The 17,473-nt window shown below is 70.1% G+C and carries 17 protein-coding genes and 1 pseudogene; 3 read left to right on the top strand and 15 right to left on the bottom strand.

Translation table 11 applies throughout. The features are described 5' to 3' along the window. Window positions 1-6 precede the first annotated feature (6 nt). Both atzF and KVT45_RS22890 read left to right on the top strand, forming a co-directional pair. The gene (gene atzF, locus KVT45_RS22895) at window positions 7-1,686 is read left to right on the top strand and encodes an allophanate hydrolase (RefSeq protein ID WP_217550337.1); all 1,680 of its coding nucleotides are present in this window, start codon (window positions 7-9) and stop codon (window positions 1,684-1,686) included. A gap of 212 nt (window positions 1,687-1,898) precedes the next feature. Then, window positions 1,899-2,447, top strand: a complete 549-nt coding sequence (locus KVT45_RS22890) for a DUF1062 domain-containing protein (protein ID WP_217550335.1) — start codon at window positions 1,899-1,901, stop codon at window positions 2,445-2,447. 70 nt (window positions 2,448-2,517) lie between these two features. On the opposite strand, the gene KVT45_RS22885 is transcribed toward KVT45_RS22890, so the two are convergent. The 11 genes from KVT45_RS22885 to KVT45_RS22835 all read right to left on the bottom strand — a co-directional run bounded on the left by KVT45_RS22885 (window position 2,518) and on the right by KVT45_RS22835 (window position 13,908). Next, window positions 2,518-5,370: an RNA helicase gene (locus KVT45_RS22885; protein WP_217550333.1), complete on the bottom strand. Its 2,853-nt coding sequence runs from the start codon at window positions 5,368-5,370 to the stop codon at window positions 2,518-2,520. Between the two features lie 83 nt (window positions 5,371-5,453). Next, window positions 5,454-6,398 (bottom strand): twin-arginine translocase subunit TatC, encoded by a 945-nt coding sequence (gene tatC / locus KVT45_RS22880; RefSeq protein ID WP_217550331.1) that lies wholly within the window; start codon window positions 6,396-6,398, stop codon window positions 5,454-5,456. A 47-nt stretch (window positions 6,399-6,445) separates the two neighbouring features. Next, window positions 6,446-6,730: a Sec-independent protein translocase subunit TatA gene (gene tatA, locus KVT45_RS22875; protein WP_089103088.1), complete on the bottom strand. Its 285-nt coding sequence runs from the start codon at window positions 6,728-6,730 to the stop codon at window positions 6,446-6,448. A gap of 260 nt (window positions 6,731-6,990) precedes the next feature. Next, window positions 6,991-7,185: a hypothetical protein gene (locus tag KVT45_RS22870; protein ID WP_217550329.1), complete on the bottom strand. Its 195-nt coding sequence runs from the start codon at window positions 7,183-7,185 to the stop codon at window positions 6,991-6,993. A 10-nt stretch (window positions 7,186-7,195) separates the two neighbouring features. After that, a complete protein-coding gene (locus KVT45_RS22865; protein ID WP_217550327.1) occupies window positions 7,196-7,456 on the bottom strand; it encodes a hypothetical protein in 261 nt (86 codons plus the stop codon). A 59-nt stretch (window positions 7,457-7,515) separates the two neighbouring features. Next, window positions 7,516-8,535, bottom strand: coding sequence for a YafY family protein (locus KVT45_RS22860; protein ID WP_217550325.1), 1,020 nt, complete (start codon window positions 8,533-8,535; stop codon window positions 7,516-7,518). Window positions 8,536-8,555: 20 nt separating this feature from the next. Then, window positions 8,556-9,509, bottom strand: a complete 954-nt coding sequence (locus KVT45_RS22855; RefSeq protein WP_217550323.1) for a YafY family protein — start codon at window positions 9,507-9,509, stop codon at window positions 8,556-8,558. A gap of 206 nt (window positions 9,510-9,715) precedes the next feature. Beyond that, window positions 9,716-10,087: an FKBP-type peptidyl-prolyl cis-trans isomerase gene (locus KVT45_RS22850; protein WP_217550321.1), complete on the bottom strand. Its 372-nt coding sequence runs from the start codon at window positions 10,085-10,087 to the stop codon at window positions 9,716-9,718. Window positions 10,088-10,161: 74 nt separating this feature from the next. After that, window positions 10,162-11,163 (bottom strand): FKBP-type peptidyl-prolyl cis-trans isomerase, encoded by a 1,002-nt coding sequence (locus tag KVT45_RS22845; RefSeq protein ID WP_217550319.1) that lies wholly within the window; start codon window positions 11,161-11,163, stop codon window positions 10,162-10,164. Between the two features lie 114 nt (window positions 11,164-11,277). Further along, window positions 11,278-12,639 (bottom strand): Pup--protein ligase, encoded by a 1,362-nt coding sequence (pafA, locus tag KVT45_RS22840; RefSeq protein WP_217550317.1) that lies wholly within the window; start codon window positions 12,637-12,639, stop codon window positions 11,278-11,280. Between the two features lie 9 nt (window positions 12,640-12,648). Beyond that, window positions 12,649-13,908 (bottom strand): MFS transporter, encoded by a 1,260-nt coding sequence (locus KVT45_RS22835; protein ID WP_217550315.1) that lies wholly within the window; start codon window positions 13,906-13,908, stop codon window positions 12,649-12,651. Between the two features lie 88 nt (window positions 13,909-13,996). Between KVT45_RS22835 and KVT45_RS22830 the strand changes: the two genes are divergently transcribed. Then, the gene (locus tag KVT45_RS22830; RefSeq protein WP_217550313.1) at window positions 13,997-15,013 is read left to right on the top strand and encodes a LacI family DNA-binding transcriptional regulator; all 1,017 of its coding nucleotides are present in this window, start codon (window positions 13,997-13,999) and stop codon (window positions 15,011-15,013) included. Window positions 15,014-15,101: 88 nt separating this feature from the next. Here the strand turns inward: KVT45_RS22830 and prcA are convergent, their stop codons facing one another. The 4 genes and pseudogenes from prcA to KVT45_RS22810 all read right to left on the bottom strand — a co-directional run bounded on the left by prcA (window position 15,102) and on the right by KVT45_RS22810 (window position 17,309). Beyond that, window positions 15,102-15,860 carry a proteasome subunit alpha gene (gene prcA, locus KVT45_RS22825; RefSeq protein WP_217550311.1) on the bottom strand — a complete coding sequence of 253 codons (759 nt, stop codon included), beginning with the start codon at window positions 15,858-15,860 and terminating at the stop codon, window positions 15,102-15,104. 69 nt (window positions 15,861-15,929) lie between these two features. Further along, complete coding sequence (prcB, locus tag KVT45_RS22820) at window positions 15,930-16,775, bottom strand: proteasome subunit beta (protein ID WP_217550309.1); 846 nt, start codon at window positions 16,773-16,775, stop codon at window positions 15,930-15,932. After that, a pseudogene (locus KVT45_RS22815) lies at window positions 16,727-16,905 on the bottom strand (endonuclease domain-containing protein); the annotation flags it as partial. The pseudogene KVT45_RS22815 and the gene prcB, both read right to left, overlap by 49 nt. A gap of 185 nt (window positions 16,906-17,090) precedes the next feature. After that, the gene (locus tag KVT45_RS22810) at window positions 17,091-17,309 is read right to left on the bottom strand and encodes a ubiquitin-like protein Pup (protein ID WP_089103364.1); all 219 of its coding nucleotides are present in this window, start codon (window positions 17,307-17,309) and stop codon (window positions 17,091-17,093) included. Window positions 17,310-17,473: the final 164 nt, after the last annotated feature.

The raw sequence follows: 17,473 nt of genomic DNA, 5'->3' as shown, positions 1-17,473 counted from the left end.
AAGACCATGTCCAGCACCGTCTCCCGTGTCCGTGCCGCCTACGCACGCATCGAGGCCGTCGACCGGCCCGAGATCTGGATCGACCTGCGCCCGCAGGAGGAGGCCGAGGCGGAGGCCCGCACGATCGACGAGCGGGTGGCCTCGGGCGAACACCTGCCGCTCGCCGGGCGGCTGTTCGCCGCCAAGGGCAACATCGACGTCCACGGACTGCCCACGACCGCGGGCTGCCCGGCGTACGCCTACGAACCGGAGGCCGACGCCCCGGTGGTGGCCCGGCTGCGCGCGGCCGGCGCCCTGGCCCTCGGCACGACCAACCTCGACCAGTTCGCGACGGGCCTGGTCGGCACCCGCTCCCCCTATGGCGCGGTCCGCAACGCCGTCGACCCGGCCAGGATCAGCGGCGGCTCCAGCTCCGGCTCGGCGGTCGCCGTGGCCCTGGGCATCGTCGACCTCGCCCTCGGCACGGACACGGCCGGCTCCGGCCGGGTACCGGCGGCCTTCAACGGCATCGTCGGCCTGAAACCGACCCGCGGCCTGGTGCCGACGGCGGGAGTGGTGCCGGCCTGCGCGTCGATCGACTGTGTGACGGTGTTCGCGCGGACGCTCGCGGAGGCGGAGCAGGCCCTGTGCTATGTCACATACCAAAGCGAGTGCCATGTGACATACCACCCGGACCGCCCCCTCCCACCCCTCCCCCAGCGCCCCCCAGGCCCCTGGCGCATCGCCGTCCCGCCCCTCCCCCAGCTCGGCGAGCTGGACGAGGGCTGGGCCGAGGCGTACGAGGAGACGGTGAACCGTCTGGCCGCCACCGGCGCCTCGATCCGCCCCATCGATCTGACCCCCTTCACCGAAGCGGCCGCGATGCTCTACGAGGGCGCGTTCGTGGCCGAGCGCTACACGGCGGTAGGCCCCTTTGTAGACAAGTTGATCTCGTCCGGTGGCGAGGGCCTCGACCCCACGGTCGCCGGCATCATCACCCGGGCCCGGGACATCCCGGCCCACCGGCTCTTCGCCGACCAGGAGCGGCTGACGGCCCTGCGCATCCGCGCCCTGGCCGAACTCGCCGACGCGGACGCCCTGCTGCTCCCCACCACCCCCGGCCACCCCACCCTCGCCGAGGTGGCGGCCGACCCCCTGGGTGCCAACGCCCGCCTGGGCCGCTTCACCAACTCCACGAACCTCTTCGACCTGGCGGCGGTGGCGGTACCGGCGGGCGAGGTGAACGGCCTGCCGTTCGGCGTGATGCTGGTCGGCCCGGCGTTCACGGACGGCCGTCTGGCCACCATCGCCCGCGCCCTGGAACCGAGGGTGAGCCTGGCGGTGGTGGGCGCCCACCTGACGGGCCAGCCGCTCAATCCCCAGCTCCTGGCCCTGGGCGGGGTACTGGACCGCACGACGACGACGGCCGCGGCGTACCGCCTCCACGCCCTGCCGACGACTCCGCCCAAGCCGGGCCTGGTGAACGTGGGAGCGGGCGGCGCGGCGATCGAGACGGAGATCTGGAGCCTGCCGGCCGAGGGCCTGGGCCGCCTGCTGGCCGTGCTCCCCCGTCCCATGGCCCTGGGCAGCGTGGAACTGGCCGACGGCACCAGCGTCCCCGGCTTCCTGTGCGAGCCGGGTGCGCTGGCGGGCGCCGAGGACATCACGCACCACGGAGGCTGGCGGGCCTTCCTGGCGGAGCGCTGACAGCCGCGTCGGGCCCTGGGAAAGCCCGGAAAACCAGTGGAGCGGCGCCGCTGTGCGCCGTTACCGTGCTGCCGGACCCAGTCGTCTGACCAAGGACGTGCCGTTGTACACCGTGTGAGACCTCCCGAGCGCTGATCGGTCGCGCGTCGCGCCTGTGCTGTGCGCCGCGCCTCTTTTTGCTGCGGATTTCTCACTGGAACCGGTGTACTTCTGTGCTCACCAACTGGGTGGTCATGCCCACCTGCCTGCCGCTTGTCCTGCGCCGTTGCCACACGTGCGCGTCGGAACGTTTCCGGGCGAGCGGCAAGTTCCGCGTCAACGCACACCACAAGCTCATCGACGCCTGGCTCCTCGTGCTCTGCACCGGGTGCGGGGAGACGGCGAAGCTGACGCTCCTGGAGCGGGCGAACGTGCGCTCCGTACGACCCGAGCTGCTGGACCGGCTGCATGCGAACGACCCCGGTCTGACAGCCGAGCTGCTCCAGGACCCGGTCGTGCGGCACCGTAACCGCATCGCCCTGGACTGGGGTGACGCCTGGCGGCTCGACACCGGCGGATCGGATCACCTGGACCGCGAGGTGATCGATGTCTCGGTCCGCTTCGCGGCGCGGATCCCGGTCCGGCCGGTGCGGCTGATCGCCGAAGGCTGCGGTCTTCCGCGGGCCGAGGTCGAGCGGCTGGTCACGGAGGGGAAGGTGGTGTCGGCGGTCCGGCTGAACAGCAGGCTCTCCGGCGACTTCACCTTCACGCTCAAGCGCTGAGCCCGTACCGAACGCGGGGGCCTGTCCGGCGGATCGGATCCGCCGGACAGGCCTCACGGGCTCACACCCGTCATCCCACCGACGAGTAGGCGACGACTCCGCGCAGCACCAGGTCGACCGCCTTGCGCGCGGTCTTCGCCACCGTCGAACCCTCCACCGGGGCCGCGGCCGAGATCTGGCCCAGCACGTCGATGACCTGCTTGCACCAGCGGACGAAGTCCCCGGCAGGCATCTCCGCCTCCCGCAGCACCTCGTCAAGGCCCATCCCGGTGGCCCACATGTACGCGGCCCAGGCGAACCCGAGGTCCGGTTCCCGTTGGCCGACGCCCTCGGTCTGCGTGATCCGGAACTCCTCCTCAAGGGCGTCCAGCCGTCCCCAGATCCGCACCATCTCGCCGAGTGCGGCCTTGGCCTTGCCGGAGGGCAGCTTCGGCGCCATCGCGTCGTCGCCGACCCGGGCCTCGTAGACCAGCGCCGAGACGCACGCGGCGAGTTCGGCGGGGCCGAGCCCCTCCCAGACGCCCTCCCGCAGGCACTCGCTGGCGAGCAGATCGAGTTCGCCGTACAGCCGCGCCAGCCGCTTGCCGTGTACGGTGACCTCCTCGCCGCGCAGGTAGTCCAGCTCGGTCAGCAGCGCCACGATCCGGTCGAAGGTCCGGGCGATGGTGTTGGTCCGCCCCTCGATCCGCCGCTCCAGCTGTGAGGTGTCCCGGATCAGCCGGTGGTAGCGCTCGGCCCAACGGGCGTGGTCCTCACGGTCGTTGCAGCCGTGGCAGGGGTGCGCCCGGATCGCCGTGCGCAGCCGTGCGATCTCCCGGTCGTCGGCCGCCTGCGACCGCTTCTTGCGGGCGCGCTCCGGTGGGATGTGCCCGGCCTTGGTGCGCAGCGCGGAGGCGAGGTCCCGGCGGGACTGCGGGGAGCGGGGGTTGAAGGACTTGGGGATCCGCATCCGCTCCAGCGCCTCGACCGGCACCGGGAAGTCGATGGCGGCGAGCCGCTTGACCTGCCGCTCGGCGGTCAGCACCAGCGGCCGGGGCCCGTCGTGCTGTTCGAAGCCGCGGTGGCCGTTGGACCGCCCGGCGGGCAGCCCGGGGTCCAGCACCAGGGCAAGGCCGGCGTACTTGCCGGTCGGCACATGGATGACGTCGCCCGGCTTGAGCTTCTCCAGTGCAACGGCGGCCTCGGCGCGCCGCTGGGACACGCCCTGCCGGGCCAGTTCGGTCTCCCGGTCCTTCAACTCCCGCCGCAGCTGCGCGTACTCCTCGAAGTTGCCGAGGTGGCAGGTCATGGACTCCTTGTAGCCGGCGAGCCCTTCCTCGTTGCGCTGCACCTGGCGGGAGATCCCGACGACCGACTTGTCGGCCTGGAACTGCGCGAACGACGTCTCCAGCAGCTCCCGCGAGCGGTGCCGCCCGAACTGGTCGACCAGGTTGACCGCCATGTTGTACGACGGCTTGAAGCTGGACCGCAGCGGATAGGTGCGGGTGCCGGCGAGCCCGGCGAGGTGCTCGGGGCTCATGCCGCGCTGCCACAGCACCACCGCGTGGCCCTCGACGTCGATGCCGCGCCGGCCCGCACGGCCGGTCAGCTGGGTGTACTCGCCCGGGGTGATGTCGGCGTGCTGCTCGCCGTTCCACTTGACGAGCTTCTCCAACACGACCGAGCGGGCGGGCATGTTGATGCCGAGTGCGAGGGTCTCGGTGGCGAACACGGCCTTCACAAGGCCGCGTACGAACAGCTCCTCGACGACCTCCTTGAAGGTCGGGAGCATGCCGGCGTGGTGGGCGGCGATGCCGCGCTCCAGGCCCTCCAGCCACTCGTAGTAGCCGAGGACGTGCAGGTCCTCCGGCGGGATCGACGAGGTGCGCTCCTCGACGAGCTCGCGCACCTTCTCCCGTGCCTCGTCGTCGTTGAGTCTGAGGCCCGCGTACAGGCACTGCTGGACGGCGGCCTCGCAGGCGGCGCGGCTGAAGATGAAGGTGATGGCGGGCAGCAGGCCCTCGGCGTCGAGCCGTTCGATGACCTCGGGGCGGCCCGGTGTCCACACCCGGGACCGCTGCCGGCGCTCCCGCTCGCGGTCGGCCTCGCGCATGGCTCGGCCGCGTCTGCGGTCCTGGAACGACGGACGCTGTGCCTCCATCCGGGCCAGCCGGGCGAGGTCGGGGTTGACGGCCTTCTTGTGGCCCTCGCCCTCCTCGAACAGGTCGTACATCCGGCGTCCGGCGAGCACGTGCTGGAACAGCGGGACGGGCCGGTGCTCGGAGACGATGACCTCGGTGTCGCCGCGGACGGTGTCGAGCCAGTCGCCGAACTCCTCGGCGTTGGAGACGGTGGCCGACAGGGAGACCAGGGTCACGGACTCCGGGAGGTGGATGATCACCTCTTCCCAGACGGCGCCGCGGAAGCGGTCGGAGAGGTAGTGGACCTCGTCCATGACCACGTAGCCGAGGCCGATGAGGGTCTGGGAGCCCGCGTACAGCATGTTCCGCAGGACCTCGGTGGTCATGACGACCACGGCGGCGTCCGGGTTGATGCTGTTGTCACCGGTGAGCAGGCCGACCATGCCGTCGCCGTAGCGGCGGCAGAGGTCTGCGTACTTCTGGTTCGACAGTGCCTTGATGGGTGTCGTGTAGAAGCACTTCTTGCCCTGCCTGAGGGCGAGGTGGACGGCGAACTCGCCCACGATCGTCTTGCCGGAGCCGGTGGGGGCGGCCACCAGTACGCCCTTTCCGGCTTCGAGTGCCTGGCAGGCCTCGATCTGGAAGGGGTCGAGGCCGAAGTCGTACATCTCGCGGAAAGAAGCGAGCGCGGTGGCCTGCTCGGCGGCCCGCCTGCGGGCCGCCGCATACCGCTCGGCCGGTGAGAGGTCCTCTGTCATCGTGCTTTCGAGCGTACCGGTCCCCACTGACAACAGGACGATCATTATCCGGAACATGGGACAACGGACGACGAAGAGGTGCCCGCGTCGTGGGACGCGGGCACCTCTCGGTGGCTTTGGTCGCCCTGTCAGGTCACGTCGTCGTAGCCGTTGACCCGGTCCGGGCCCTCGGGCAGCGCGCGGCTGGCGGAGACGGTCTCGATCTCGCCGACGTCCTCGGGGGTGAGGTCGAGGTCGGAGGCCTCGTCGTCGTCGAGTGCGTCGGCGTCGCGGCGGCGCTTGCGCCGGTCGTTGAGGAGGGAGAACGCGACCGCGCCGAAGTACAGCACCCAGATCGGTCCGGCGAGCGCCAGCATGGAGAGCGGGTCGGTGCTCGGGGTGGCGACGGCCGCGAAGACCGTGATGCCGAGGATCATCGCCCGCCACCAGCCGAGCATCCGCCTGCCGGTGATGATTCCGGTGAGATTGAGCATCACCAGCAGCAGGGGCAGCTCGAAGGAGAGGCCGAAGACGATCACCATGCGGGTGACCAGCTGGAGCAGGTCGTCCAGCGGCAGCAGGTTGGCGATGCTGCCGCTCGGGGTGAAGTCGATCAGCACCTTGGCGGTGGTGGGCAGCACCGCGTAAGCGAAGTACGCGCCGCCGAGGAACAGCGGGGCGCCGGTGAAGACGAACGCGTAGGCGTACTTCTTCTCGTTCCTGTGCAGACCCGGGGCGACGAAGGCCCACAGCTGGTACAGCCAGATCGGCGAGGCGAAGACGACGCCGGCCGTCAGGGAGACCTGGAGGGCGAGGGTGAAGGGGGCGAGCAGGCCGTCGATGGTGATCGTGGCGCACTTCTCACTGCCACCCTGGCTGTTGATCTGCGAGAAGGTCTGGTGACAACCGATCGAGTCGAGGATCGGTTTGGTCAGGAAGTTGATGATGTCGTTGTAGAAGAAGGCAGCGACCACCGTCACGATGACGATGGCCAGCATGGCCTTCGCGAGCCGGTTGCGGAGCTCACGAAGGTGATCCGCGAGAGGCATACGCCCCTCGGGATCCTTCTCCTGCTTGCGGGCAGACTTTGGCAACCCACGTCCTCATCTCGTGCGGCAGGCCGGGGACTACCGGCCTTGCGTCAGCGCTGGGTGGTGTCCGACGGCTCGTTGACCGGGCGGGAGCTGGTCACGTCGCCGGGGGCCGCCTGGATGGTGCGCTGGGCCTGGGACTGCTCGCCGGAGGCGGGCGCCTGAGCGGAGGTGGTGGTGTTGCCGTCTTCCTTCATCGCCTTCGCCTCGCTCTTGAGGATGCGAGCGGACTTGCCGAGCGAGCGCGCCATGTCCGGAAGCTTCTTCGCGCCGAACAGCAGGATGACGACGACAAGGATGAGAATGATCTCGGGGGCTCCGAGCCTTCCGAACATAAGTCTTTACCTTCTCACCGAGGCGGCTGGGTGGGGTGCTGTGCGATCCGTCGGACATGCGTCCGATTGATCGTGCTGTCAGCGATCGTAACGCTCAGGGGTAAACGTGAGGCAATCCCCGTGCGTACTCCCGGTCCGCGGAACGGGCCTCGTTCTCCGTGCCGCGTTCAGCAGCGTACCTGCCCCTGCGGGCACCGTGACAGGGCGAAGTGACGCAAACCGCTCGCGGCCCACTACTCACACCGCTTCCACAGCGGCGGTCACAGCGTGTCCACAGTACGGGCCGCGCTGGCGGCCGCCCGCTCCAGGTCCTCGGCGGCCCGGTTGATCCGCCGTGCCGAGTCCGCGACCTGCGCTCCCAGCCGGCGCGCCTCCAGGAAGACCCGGACGGCGAGCACGCCGAGCACGGCGAGACCCACGAAACCCACAGCTACCGCGACCATCGCCCAGAACATGGGCCCGAGCCTAGACGGTGGGGTGCAGCCGCAGCGTCCTGACCCCGCCGCCGGTGAGCAGCTCGACGATGCGCTCGCCGGCGGGCTTGCGGACGGCGGCCCCGCAGTCGGGGCAGGTGAACGAGTAGAACGTCGTCTTGCTGGTGGCTCCGATGGCCAGCCGCAGGGCGCTCGCGGTGAGCTCGAAACTGCCGCGGCAGTCCGGGCAGCCGGCTCTGAACACCACGGGGGCCACGCGTCTCATCCCGGCGAAGGCGGCCGCGACCGTCATCTCCCGCGCGCCTGCGCCGGCGGAACCCGAAGACTCGTTCAGAACCCCCGAAGACTCGTTCAAAACGGTTGCCCCTGCCCTTCCTGATCGCCGTGCACAACGTGGTCGTACGCCGCCAGTGCCTCGCGGGCCGCCCGGCGGGCCGCGTCGGCCAGCTCGGGCGGTGACACGATCCGGCCGTCGCCGCCGAGCCTGAGCGCCAGCCGGCGCAGGGAGGCCGGATCGGGGGTGCGCAGGGTAATACGCAGTCCGCCGTCGGGAAGCTCATCCGCGCTGTCGTGCGGGTAGTACTCGGCGACCCAGCGGCCGGCCGGGCCGACCTCGACGACCACCTCGGGGTCCTCGGCGGCCGGCTGCACCAGGGCCTCGGACAGGTCGCGCAGCTCGATCTCGGGGGGTGCGGACGGCTCGTCGAGGATCTTGATCTCGGCGACCCGGTCGAGCCGGAAGGTGCGCCGCGCCTCGGAGCGGCGGCACCAGGCCTCGACGTAGGTGTGGCCGACGCTGACCAGGCGGATGGGGTCGATCTCGCGCTCGGTGAGCTCGTCGCGGGCCGGTGAGTAGTAGCGGATCCACAGCCGGCGGCGCTCGGCGATCGCCCGGTCGACGTCGGCGAAGACGCCGCCCTCGGACTCGAAGGTCACCGACAGCCGGGCGCTGGCGTCGCCCGCCTCGCCGGCCGCGGTCTCCACCTTGGCGGTGGCCCGCAGCAGCGCCTGCCGGTCACCCTCGCGCAGCCCGGGGAGGGTGGCCACCGCGCGGGCGGCGACCAGGAGCGCGGTCGCCTCGTCGGCGGCGAGCCTGAGCGGTTCGGCGGCCTCCTCGCCGAGCGCGGCCGCGTTGTGCCACCAGATCCGCTCGCCGTCGGTGTCGATGTCCAGCAGGTCGCCGCCCCGGAAGCTGGTGCCGCACATGGGCAGCACGTCCAGGTCGGAGACCAGCTCGTCCTCGGTGATGCCGAAGGCGCGCGCCACGTCCGCGATCCGGGCGCCGGGGCGCTCGCGCAGATAGGTCACCAGGGAGAGCATCCGCCGGGTCTGGTCGATGGCGTTCACGGGCCTGACCGGTTTGCCTGCCACTGCCTTGCTCCGCTCCCCCATCAGTCCTTGGCCACGGCACGCAGCCGGTCCACGACGTCCGCCCGCAGCTCGGCCGGCTCCAGAACCACCACGTCCGGCCCGAACTCCACGAGCCAGGCGTCCAGCCCGTGCCCGTACGGAATCTCCAACTCGTCCCACCCGTCACCGAGTTCCCGCACCGCGGTGGCCTTCGACCGAAGGGGGTACCCGGACCCCGAGCGCAGCCGGATCAGCGCGGAGCGGTCGGTGATCTCTCCGGCCCAGCTCGCCACGGTCTCGCGGACGGTGACGACGTCCGGGACCGGCACGGTGAAGCCGGTGCCCCGGGAGCGGACCTTCCCGGTGATCCTGGACAGCCGGAACACCCGCTCGGCACCCCGGTCGCGGTCCCAGCCGGCCAGGTACCAGTGGCCGCGCCAGCACTCCAGGGCCCAGGGCTCCACGTTCCGGGTCCCGGGGTGGGCGGCGGTGGCCTTGCGGTAGTCGAAGACGACCGGGCGGCGGTCCCGGCAGGCCAGCATCAGCGGCTCGAACGCGGCCTCGTGCACGGGGATCCGCGGCTCCAGGGCGCTGTGGGCCTCGTACGGGTCGACGTCCTCGGGGAGGCCGGCCGCGCGCAGCTTCTGCAGGGCGCCGCTGGCGGCGCCGGCGAGCCGGGCCTGCTGCCAGACCTTGGCGGCGAGACCGAGGGCGGCGGCCTCCTCGGCGTCCAGGGTGATGGGCGGCAGGCGGTTGCTGTCGCGGCGTGCGAGATAGCCGACCTCGCCGTCCAGGTTCTCGACGGTCTCGATCACCAGTCCCAGTTCGCGGAGATCGTCCTTGTCCCGCTCGAACATCCGGCTGAAGGAGTCGTCGTTCCCCGCTTCGAGGTAGGCCTCGATGGATTCCCGCAGCTCGCGCTTGCTGAGCGGCCGCCGCGTCCCCAGCAGGCACAGCGCCAGGTTCATCAGCCGCTCGGCCTTGGCAATGGCCATCGACGCCCTTCGCCTTCCCTATGGTGCTTCTGACCGATGACCGTACCGCTCCGGAGCGTCACGGCAAAAGTCAGTACAAACAACGAGGACCGAAACGGACACGACACGACAAACGCCGAGGACCCGCGCGCACGGCACGGGTCCTCGTCCAGCCGGTTTCCGACCAGGAACGGTCAGCGCCCGACGGCGCCGACCAGGTACCGGGATCAGACCGCGATCAGGTCCACGACGAAGATCAGCGTCTCGCCGGGCTTGATCGCCGGCGTCGGGCTCTGGTTGCCGTAGGCGAGGTGGGCCGGGATGGTCAGCCGGCGACGGCCGCCGACCTTCATGCCCTGCACGCCCTGGTCCCAGCCCTTGATGACCCGGCCCCCGCCGAGCGGGAAGCGGAACGGCGCGCCCCGGTTCCAGCTGGCGTCGAACTCCTCGCCGGTGCTGAACGCGACACCCACATAGTGCACGGTGACGGTCTGGCCGGCCTGGGCCACCTCGCCGTCGCCCTCCCAGATGTCCTTGATCTCCAGGTCGGCCGGGGCCTCGCCCTCGGGGAAGTCGATCTCGGGCTTGTCGATGCTCACGTCTCTGGCTCCTGCTTGTGTACGACACGGAACCCGGACAGTCTTTCATCCCCGGCCCCGTGCCGCCCGCGCGACTACATCGCCGCAAGAATGTCCACCGTGAACACCAGCGTCGAACCCTTCTTCACCACACCACCGCTCGGCGGGTTGTTCCCGTAGGCCAGGTCCGGCGGGGTGACGATCATGATCCGGCTGCCCACCTTCTTGCCGGTGATCCCCTGCGCCAGCCCCTTGACGACCCCCTGCATCTGCTCGATCGAGAACTGGGCGAGCCGCCCGCTCTCGTACGTCTGCTCGAAGACCTTGCCGCTGTCCCAGACCTCGCCCTTGAACTGGCACAGGATGGTCTGCGCCGACTGCACCACCGCGCCGTCGCCCTCCAGCACGTAGTTCGACACCAGCTTCTTGGGCGGGTCGGCCTTGGGAATGTCGATCGACGGGGCCTTGCCGTCCGTGTTCGTGCCGACCTTGGGCAGCGCGGAGTCGCTCTGCGCGACCTCCTTGCCCGTGCTGGAGCTCTTCGAGTTGAACGAGTTCAGCACGTCGACCACGAACACCAGCGTGTCCGTGCCCTTGATCCCCGCCTGCGAGTTGCCCGCGCTGCCGTACCCCCAGGTCGGCGGCACGGCCATCAGCACCCGGCTGCCGACCTTCTTCCCGGCCAGCCCGTACCGCCAGCCGTCGATGATGCTGCCCGCGGCGAGCTGCATGAGCAGCGGCGTACGGTCGTACGACTGGTCGAAGACCTTCGCCGTGGACCAGATCTGCCCCAGGTAGTTGGCCTGGATGAAGTCGTTCTCCGCGACCGTCTTGCCGCTGCCCGCGATCACCGTCTTGACCGCCAGGTTCTTCGACGGGTCCCCGCTGCCCTTGGCGACCGTCGGCTTCTCGTCGAACTTCGTGCCCGCCGTGATCGCCGGCAACGGCCCGTCCACGATCTTCGGCGGGGGAACCGAGGCGGAGGCCGACGGCGAGGCGCTCGCCTTGCTGGAGGAGGACGACTTGCCGTCACCGCACCCGGCGAGCGTGACCAGTCCCGCGGGAACAGCGGCAAGGAGAAGAGAGCGTCGGCGCACGGAAGAGCCTCGTAATCGGTCGATCTTGCGGATGGCGTGCGCGCAACTCTACGACGTGACAAGGGCGCCGTACGGAAAACGTACGGCGCCCGTGTGGCGTTGTGTGGCGAACGCTCACATACCGGCGATGAGCTTCTCCACCCGGTCGTCGACGGAACGGAACGGGTCCTTGCACAACACCGTGCGCTGTGCCTGGTCGTTGAGCTTCAGATGCACCCAGTCGACCGTGAAGTCCCGCCGCTGCTCCTGGGCCCGCCGGATGAAGTCACCGCGCAACCGCGCCCGAGTCGTCTGCGGCGGCACCGACTTGCCCTCGAAGATCTTCAAGTCATTGCAGATCCGCGCGGCTTGACCCCTCTTCTCCAGCAGGTAATACAGACCCCGACGACGGTGGATGTCGTGATAGGCGAGGTCTATCTGCGCCACGCGCGGATGAGACATGGTCATGTTGTGCTTGGCCCGGTACCGCTCGATGAGCTTGTACTTCATCACCCAGTCGATCTCGGTGCCGATCCGGTCCAGGTCCTCGGCCTCGATCGCGTCCAGCGTCCGGCCCCACAGCTCCAGCACCTGCTCGACCGTGCCGGTACGGATACCGCGGCGCTCGCAGAAGTCCACGGCCTTCTCGTAGTACTCCCGCTGCACCTCGAGCGCGGAGGCCTCCCGGCCGCTGGCCAGGCGCACCTTGCGCCGGCCCGTGATGTCGTGGCTGACCTCGCGGATCGCCCGGATCGGGTTCTCCAGGGTCAGGTCCCGCATCACCGTGCCCGCCTCGATCATGCGCAGCACCAGGTCGGTGGCGCCGACCTTCAGCAGCATCGTCGTCTCGGACATGTTCGAGTCGCCGACGATGACGTGCAGCCGGCGGTAGCGCTCGGCGTCCGCGTGCGGCTCGTCGCGCGTGTTGATGATCGGCCGGGAACGCGTCGTCGCCGAGGAGACGCCCTCCCAGATGTGCTCCGCACGCTGGCTCACGCAGTACACCGCACCGCGCGGCGTCTGCAGCACCTTCCCGGCGCCGCACAGCAGCTGCCGGGTCACCAGGAACGGAATGAGAATGTCCGCGAGCCGGGAGAACTCCCCGTGCCGCGCCACCAGATAGTTCTCGTGGCAACCATAGGAGTTGCCCGCCGAGTCCGTGTTGTTCTTGAAAAGGTAGACGTCGCCCGCGATTCCTTCCTCGTGCAGGCGTCGTTCCGCGTCCACCAGGAGTCCTTCGAGAATGCGCTCCCCGGCCTTGTCGTGGGTGACCAGTTCGGTCACGTTGTCACATTCCGGTGTCGCGTATTCCGGATGTGACCCCACGTCGAGATAGAGGCGGGCGCCGTTCCGCAGAAAGACATTGCTGCTACGACCCCATGACACGACACGCCGGAAGAGGTACCGCGCCACCTCGTCAGGCGACAGGCGGCGCTGTCCCCTGAACGTGCACGTGACGCCGTACTCGTTCTCCAGCCCGAAAATGCGGCGGTCCATGACTGAACATTACGCCCGATCCCCTGAGCTGAAACGGGGTTCGGCAGCACGATTTGGATCATTTTCCGAACCGGCCGCAACCACCGCACCCCCAGCGGGAGCTGCGAGGACCCGCCCGGTGACCGCCAGGACCAGCAATGACACGCCCCCCGCCGCACCCGGTACGGCGAACCCCCACAGGGCCCCGCCCGCCTCGACCACCGGGCCCGCCAGGCCCGTTCCCACCGACGCCCCCACTGTGAACGTCGTCACAAGCCAGGAGAACGCCTCGGTGACCGTACCGCGCGGCGCATGCCGGTCCACCAGCACGAACGCACACGCGATCGCCGGCGCCAGGAACACCCCGGCCAGCACGGTGAGCAACACCATGGCCACCGCACCCGGCATCAGCATCAGCGGCAGGTAACACACCGCCAGAAGAGCCACCAGCACCCGCAGTCGCCGCGCCGGCTCCCCCGCCCACCGCAGCGCCCCGTAGACGGTGCCCCCCAGCAGCGCGCCGATCCCCAGGGCGGCCATCAGCCAGCCGTACACCGCGTCACCGCCGTGGCCGTCCGCGTACGGCACCGACGCGACCGTGATGGAACCCAGCGCGATCCCGACGAACAGGAACGCGGCCAGCAGGGCCCGTAGCCCGGACGAGCGCAGCGCGCCCAGCCAGTGCGCCTCGCGCGGCGCCGAACGCCACGCACGCGACGGCGGCGAGACCACGACCGAGAGCGCCCCGAGGACACCCACCGCGTTCACGACGAGCAGCGCCGCCTGCGCCGACCACAGCGACACGCACAACGTGACCAGCAACGGCCCAACGGTGAACATGACTTCCTGCGCCACCGCGTCCATCGCGTACGCCGTGTGCACCTGGTCCTCCTTCCCGAGGACACTCGGCCACAAGGCGCGCAGACCGCCCTCCAGAGGCGGCGCGAAGAGCCCGGCCGCCGCCACGGCGGCACAGGCGACCGGCAGCGGTTCGGTGCCCGTGAAGGCGAAGACGGCCATCGCGAGGGCCGACGCGAACGCGGCGGGCAACTGGACCCGAGGCTGCCCGCACAGGTCGACCAGCCGCCCGAGCACCGGCTGGCCGACGGCGTTGGCCACGCCGTACACCGCCGCGAGCGCACCCGCGAGGCTGTACGTGCCGCCCTGCGCCCGTACGAACAGCACGATCGCGATGGCGGCGGTCGCGTTCGGCAGCCGGCCCACCAGCGTCCCCGTCAGCAACCGGGCCGCGTGCCTCGCCCTGAGGATCTCCAGGTACCCCGCGGCCATGTCCCACCTCCACGTTTTACGTATAACCCCGCCTCCCATACGTACCATGTGCGCTGTTCACACGTCCAGACGAAGGAGCCCACCCCCGGTGCCACACAGCAGCACGCGCCCGACGAGCCGCGACGTCGCCCAGGCCGCCGGCGTCTCCCAGGCGGCCGTGTCGCTGGTGCTGGGCGACAAGTGGCGCGGCCGGGTGTCCGAGGCCACCGCCGAACGGGTCCGGGAAGCCGCCCGCGACCTGGGCTACCGGCCGAACCTCGCCGCCCGCAACCTCCGCCTCGGCCGGACCCGCACCGTCCTCCTGGTCGTCCCCGCGCTGACGACGGAGTTCTTCGCGGGCGTCTACACCGGCGCCGCCCGGGTCGCCTCCGCACACGGCTTCGGCGTGGTCCTCTACCCCTCCCCCGAGGGCATCGGCCCCGCCCGCGACCCCTTCGCCTCCGCCCAGGCCGCCCTCGACGGCGTCATCGCCTCCTCCATGGCGGCCGACGCCCTCACCGCCATCCGCGGCGACCAGCTTCCCCTCGTCATGCTCGACAGCGACCCGGGCGGCAGTCTGGGCGCCGCCACGGTCAACCTGGACATCGCCGACGGCGTTCGCCAGGTCGCCGACCACCTGCTGGGCCTCGGCCACCGCCGCTTCCTGCACCTGGCCGCGGACGTCGCGTCCTGGACCTTCGAGGTACGCGCGCGCGAACTGGCGGCCCGCACGGCGGGCGTGCCGGGCACCTCGGTACGCACGGTCCACGCCCCGATCTCGATCGAAGGCGCCCGCATCGCCACCGAAGCCGCCCTCGCCGCGCCCGGCCCCCGGCCCACCGCCCTCGTCTGCGACGACGACAAACTCGCCGCCGGCGCCTACAAGGCCCTGCGCCGCCAGGGCCTGCGCGTCCCCGACGACATCTCCGTCACCGGCCTCGACGACCTCGCCCTGGCCACCGCCCTCGACCCCGAGCTGACGACCGTGCGCCTGGACGCGGAACTCTTCGGCGAACGCGGTATGCAGGCCCTCCTCGCCGTCCTGGACGGCCGGGAACCGGAGCGCGGGGACATCCCTGTGGAGCTGGTCGTACGCGGCTCCACGGCGCCGCCACGGGCGTCATAGCCGGGCAGACGCCCGCGCCCCGTCCGATGGGTACACCGGACGGGGCGCGCAGAGCGGGGCCTGCAGAGCGCGGCGATGAAGCCGGGCGTTACTCGACGTCGCCGCCGGACTCCTCGGACTCCTCGGCCTCGGCGGCCGTGGCCGCACCGTCCGACTCCAGCAGCCGGCCCAGCTGCGGGCCGACGATCCGCTTGAACTTGCGCTTCTGGGGACGCGTGCGGTCCAGCACCGCGACCTCCAGACGCTCGGCGGGAATCTCCCGCTGCGTGCCGTTCGACTCCCGCGACAGAGCCGTCACAGCCAGCTTCAGAGCCTCCGCGAGGGTCATGCCGTCCCGGTGCTCACGGTCCAGATAGGTGCTGATCTGCTCCGCGTTACCGCCGACCGCGACCGAACCGTGCTCGTCCACGATCGAACCGTCATGCGGCAACCGGTAGATCTGGTCACCCTCCGGGGTCTCCCCCACCTCGGCGACGACCAGCTCCACCTCGTACGGCTTCTCCGCGGCCGACGAGAAGATCGTGCCCAGCGTCTGTGCGTACACGTTGGCAAGGCCACGCGCGGTCACGTCGTCACGGTCATAGGTGTAGCCACGCAGGTCGGCGTAGCGCACGCCGCCGATCCGCAGATTCTCGTACTCGTTGTACTTGCCGGCGGCCGCGAAACCGATCCGGTCGTAGATCTCGCTGAACTTGTGCAGCGCGCGGGACGGGTTCTCGCCGACGAACACGATGCCGTCGGCGTACTGGAGCACGACCAGACTGCGGCCGCGCGCGATGCCCTTGCGGGCGTACTCGGCACGGTCCGCCATGGCCTGCTGAGGTGAGACATAGAACGGCGTCGACACCGGTATCCGTCCCCTTCCTTAGGGTTCCGTCGAAGTCACTGGGATCACCTTGATAAGAACGCCGACGCGCTAGAGCAGCGCCGCGCGCGGGCCGTCGGGCTCCTCCAGGCGGCGCGCCAGCACCGCACGGGCGAGCCCGGCGGACTCGTCGTCGGTGAGCCGACGGAACCCGTCCTCGGTGATCACGGTGATGATCGGGTAGATCCGGCGGGCGACATCGGGACCACCGGTCGCCGAGTCGTCGTCGGCCGCGTCGTACAGAGCCTGCACGACCAGTGTGGTCGCCTGCTCCTCGGTGAGGTCCTCGCGGAACAGCTTCTTCATGGCACCGCGCGCGAAGATGGAGCCGGAGCCCGTCGCGGAGAAGTTGTGCTCCTCGGAACGGCCGCCCGTCACGTCGTACGAGAAGATCCGCCCCTTGGCCCGGTCCACGTCGAACCCGGCGAACAGCGGGACCACGGCGAGACCCTGCATGGCCATACCGAGATTGGAACGGATCATCGTCGACAGCCGGTTCGCCTTGCCCTCCAGCGACAGCTGGGCGCCCTCGACCTTCTCGAAGTGCTCCAGCTCCAGCTGGAAGAGCTTCACCATCTCCACGGCGAGACCGGCGGTGCCGGCGATACCGACGGCCGAGTACTCGTCGGTCGGGAACACCTTCTCGATGTCCCGCTGGGCGATCACGTTGCCCATGGTGGCCCGACGGTCACCGGCGAGCACGACGCCGCCGGGGAAGGTCACCGCCACGATCGTCGTCCCGTGCGGCGCCTCGATCACGCCCTGTGCGGGCGGCAACTGCCGCTTGCCGGGCAGCATCTCCGGCTGGTGGTCGGCAAGAAAGTCCATGAACGAAGAGGACCCAGGCGTCAGGAAGGCAGCTGGTAGACGCCCGGTGCTACGAGTGTTGGCTTCCACGGAGTTCCTTCCAGGTAAGCGGCTGCCCGACGAACAGCGTCGGGATCATCTCCCAACTTGCCGATGGCCGAATTGCAGTTGAAGCACAGTACGCCCGGACCCTACCCGTCTTGTGGCGGTGATCCACATGCGTGAGCGGGGCAGTCGGACAGATCTGGCGGAGTCCGCGGCGATACCGGAAACCATCAGGGTTCGACCTCTTTGCGGCGAAGGCCGCGCGCGGCTTGGTCTGCCCGCACCGCGCGCAACACTTCACGGTCGACGCCCCCGGCACTCCCGAACTCCATCCACCTTCGATTCGAAGGGAAAACGGACTTACTGCCCGCCCTTTTGCACGAAGGAGCGCACGAAGTCCTCGGCGTTCTCCTCCAGGACGTCGTCGATCTCGTCCAGGACGGAGTCCACGTCGTCCGACAGCTTCTCGTGCCGCTCCTTGAGGTCCTCCGAAGCCTGCGACTCCGCCGCCTGCTCCTCGGCCTCCTCGGTGGTGCGCGTGGCCTTCTGCTGTCCGCCGCCGGTGTCCTTGGTTGCCATAACCCTCACCCCGCTCAGTTCGCCCGACATGGGTCGACAGGTCGGCTTTCCTGCCGATCGGTGATGATCAGACCCTACAAGCCGGGTCCGACATCGGCCCCGCAGTTTCTCCAACGTACGGGGGCCACCTCGATGATTCCCGGGCGCCGGGGTTTTGACCCCGG

Source organism: Streptomyces sp. GbtcB6, from assembly GCF_019091475.1.
GTDB classification, from domain to species: domain Bacteria; phylum Actinomycetota; class Actinomycetes; order Streptomycetales; family Streptomycetaceae; genus Streptomyces; species Streptomyces hyaluromycini.
Note: the sequence above shows the minus strand (reverse complement) of the source record. Positions and strands in the feature narration are given on the sequence as shown.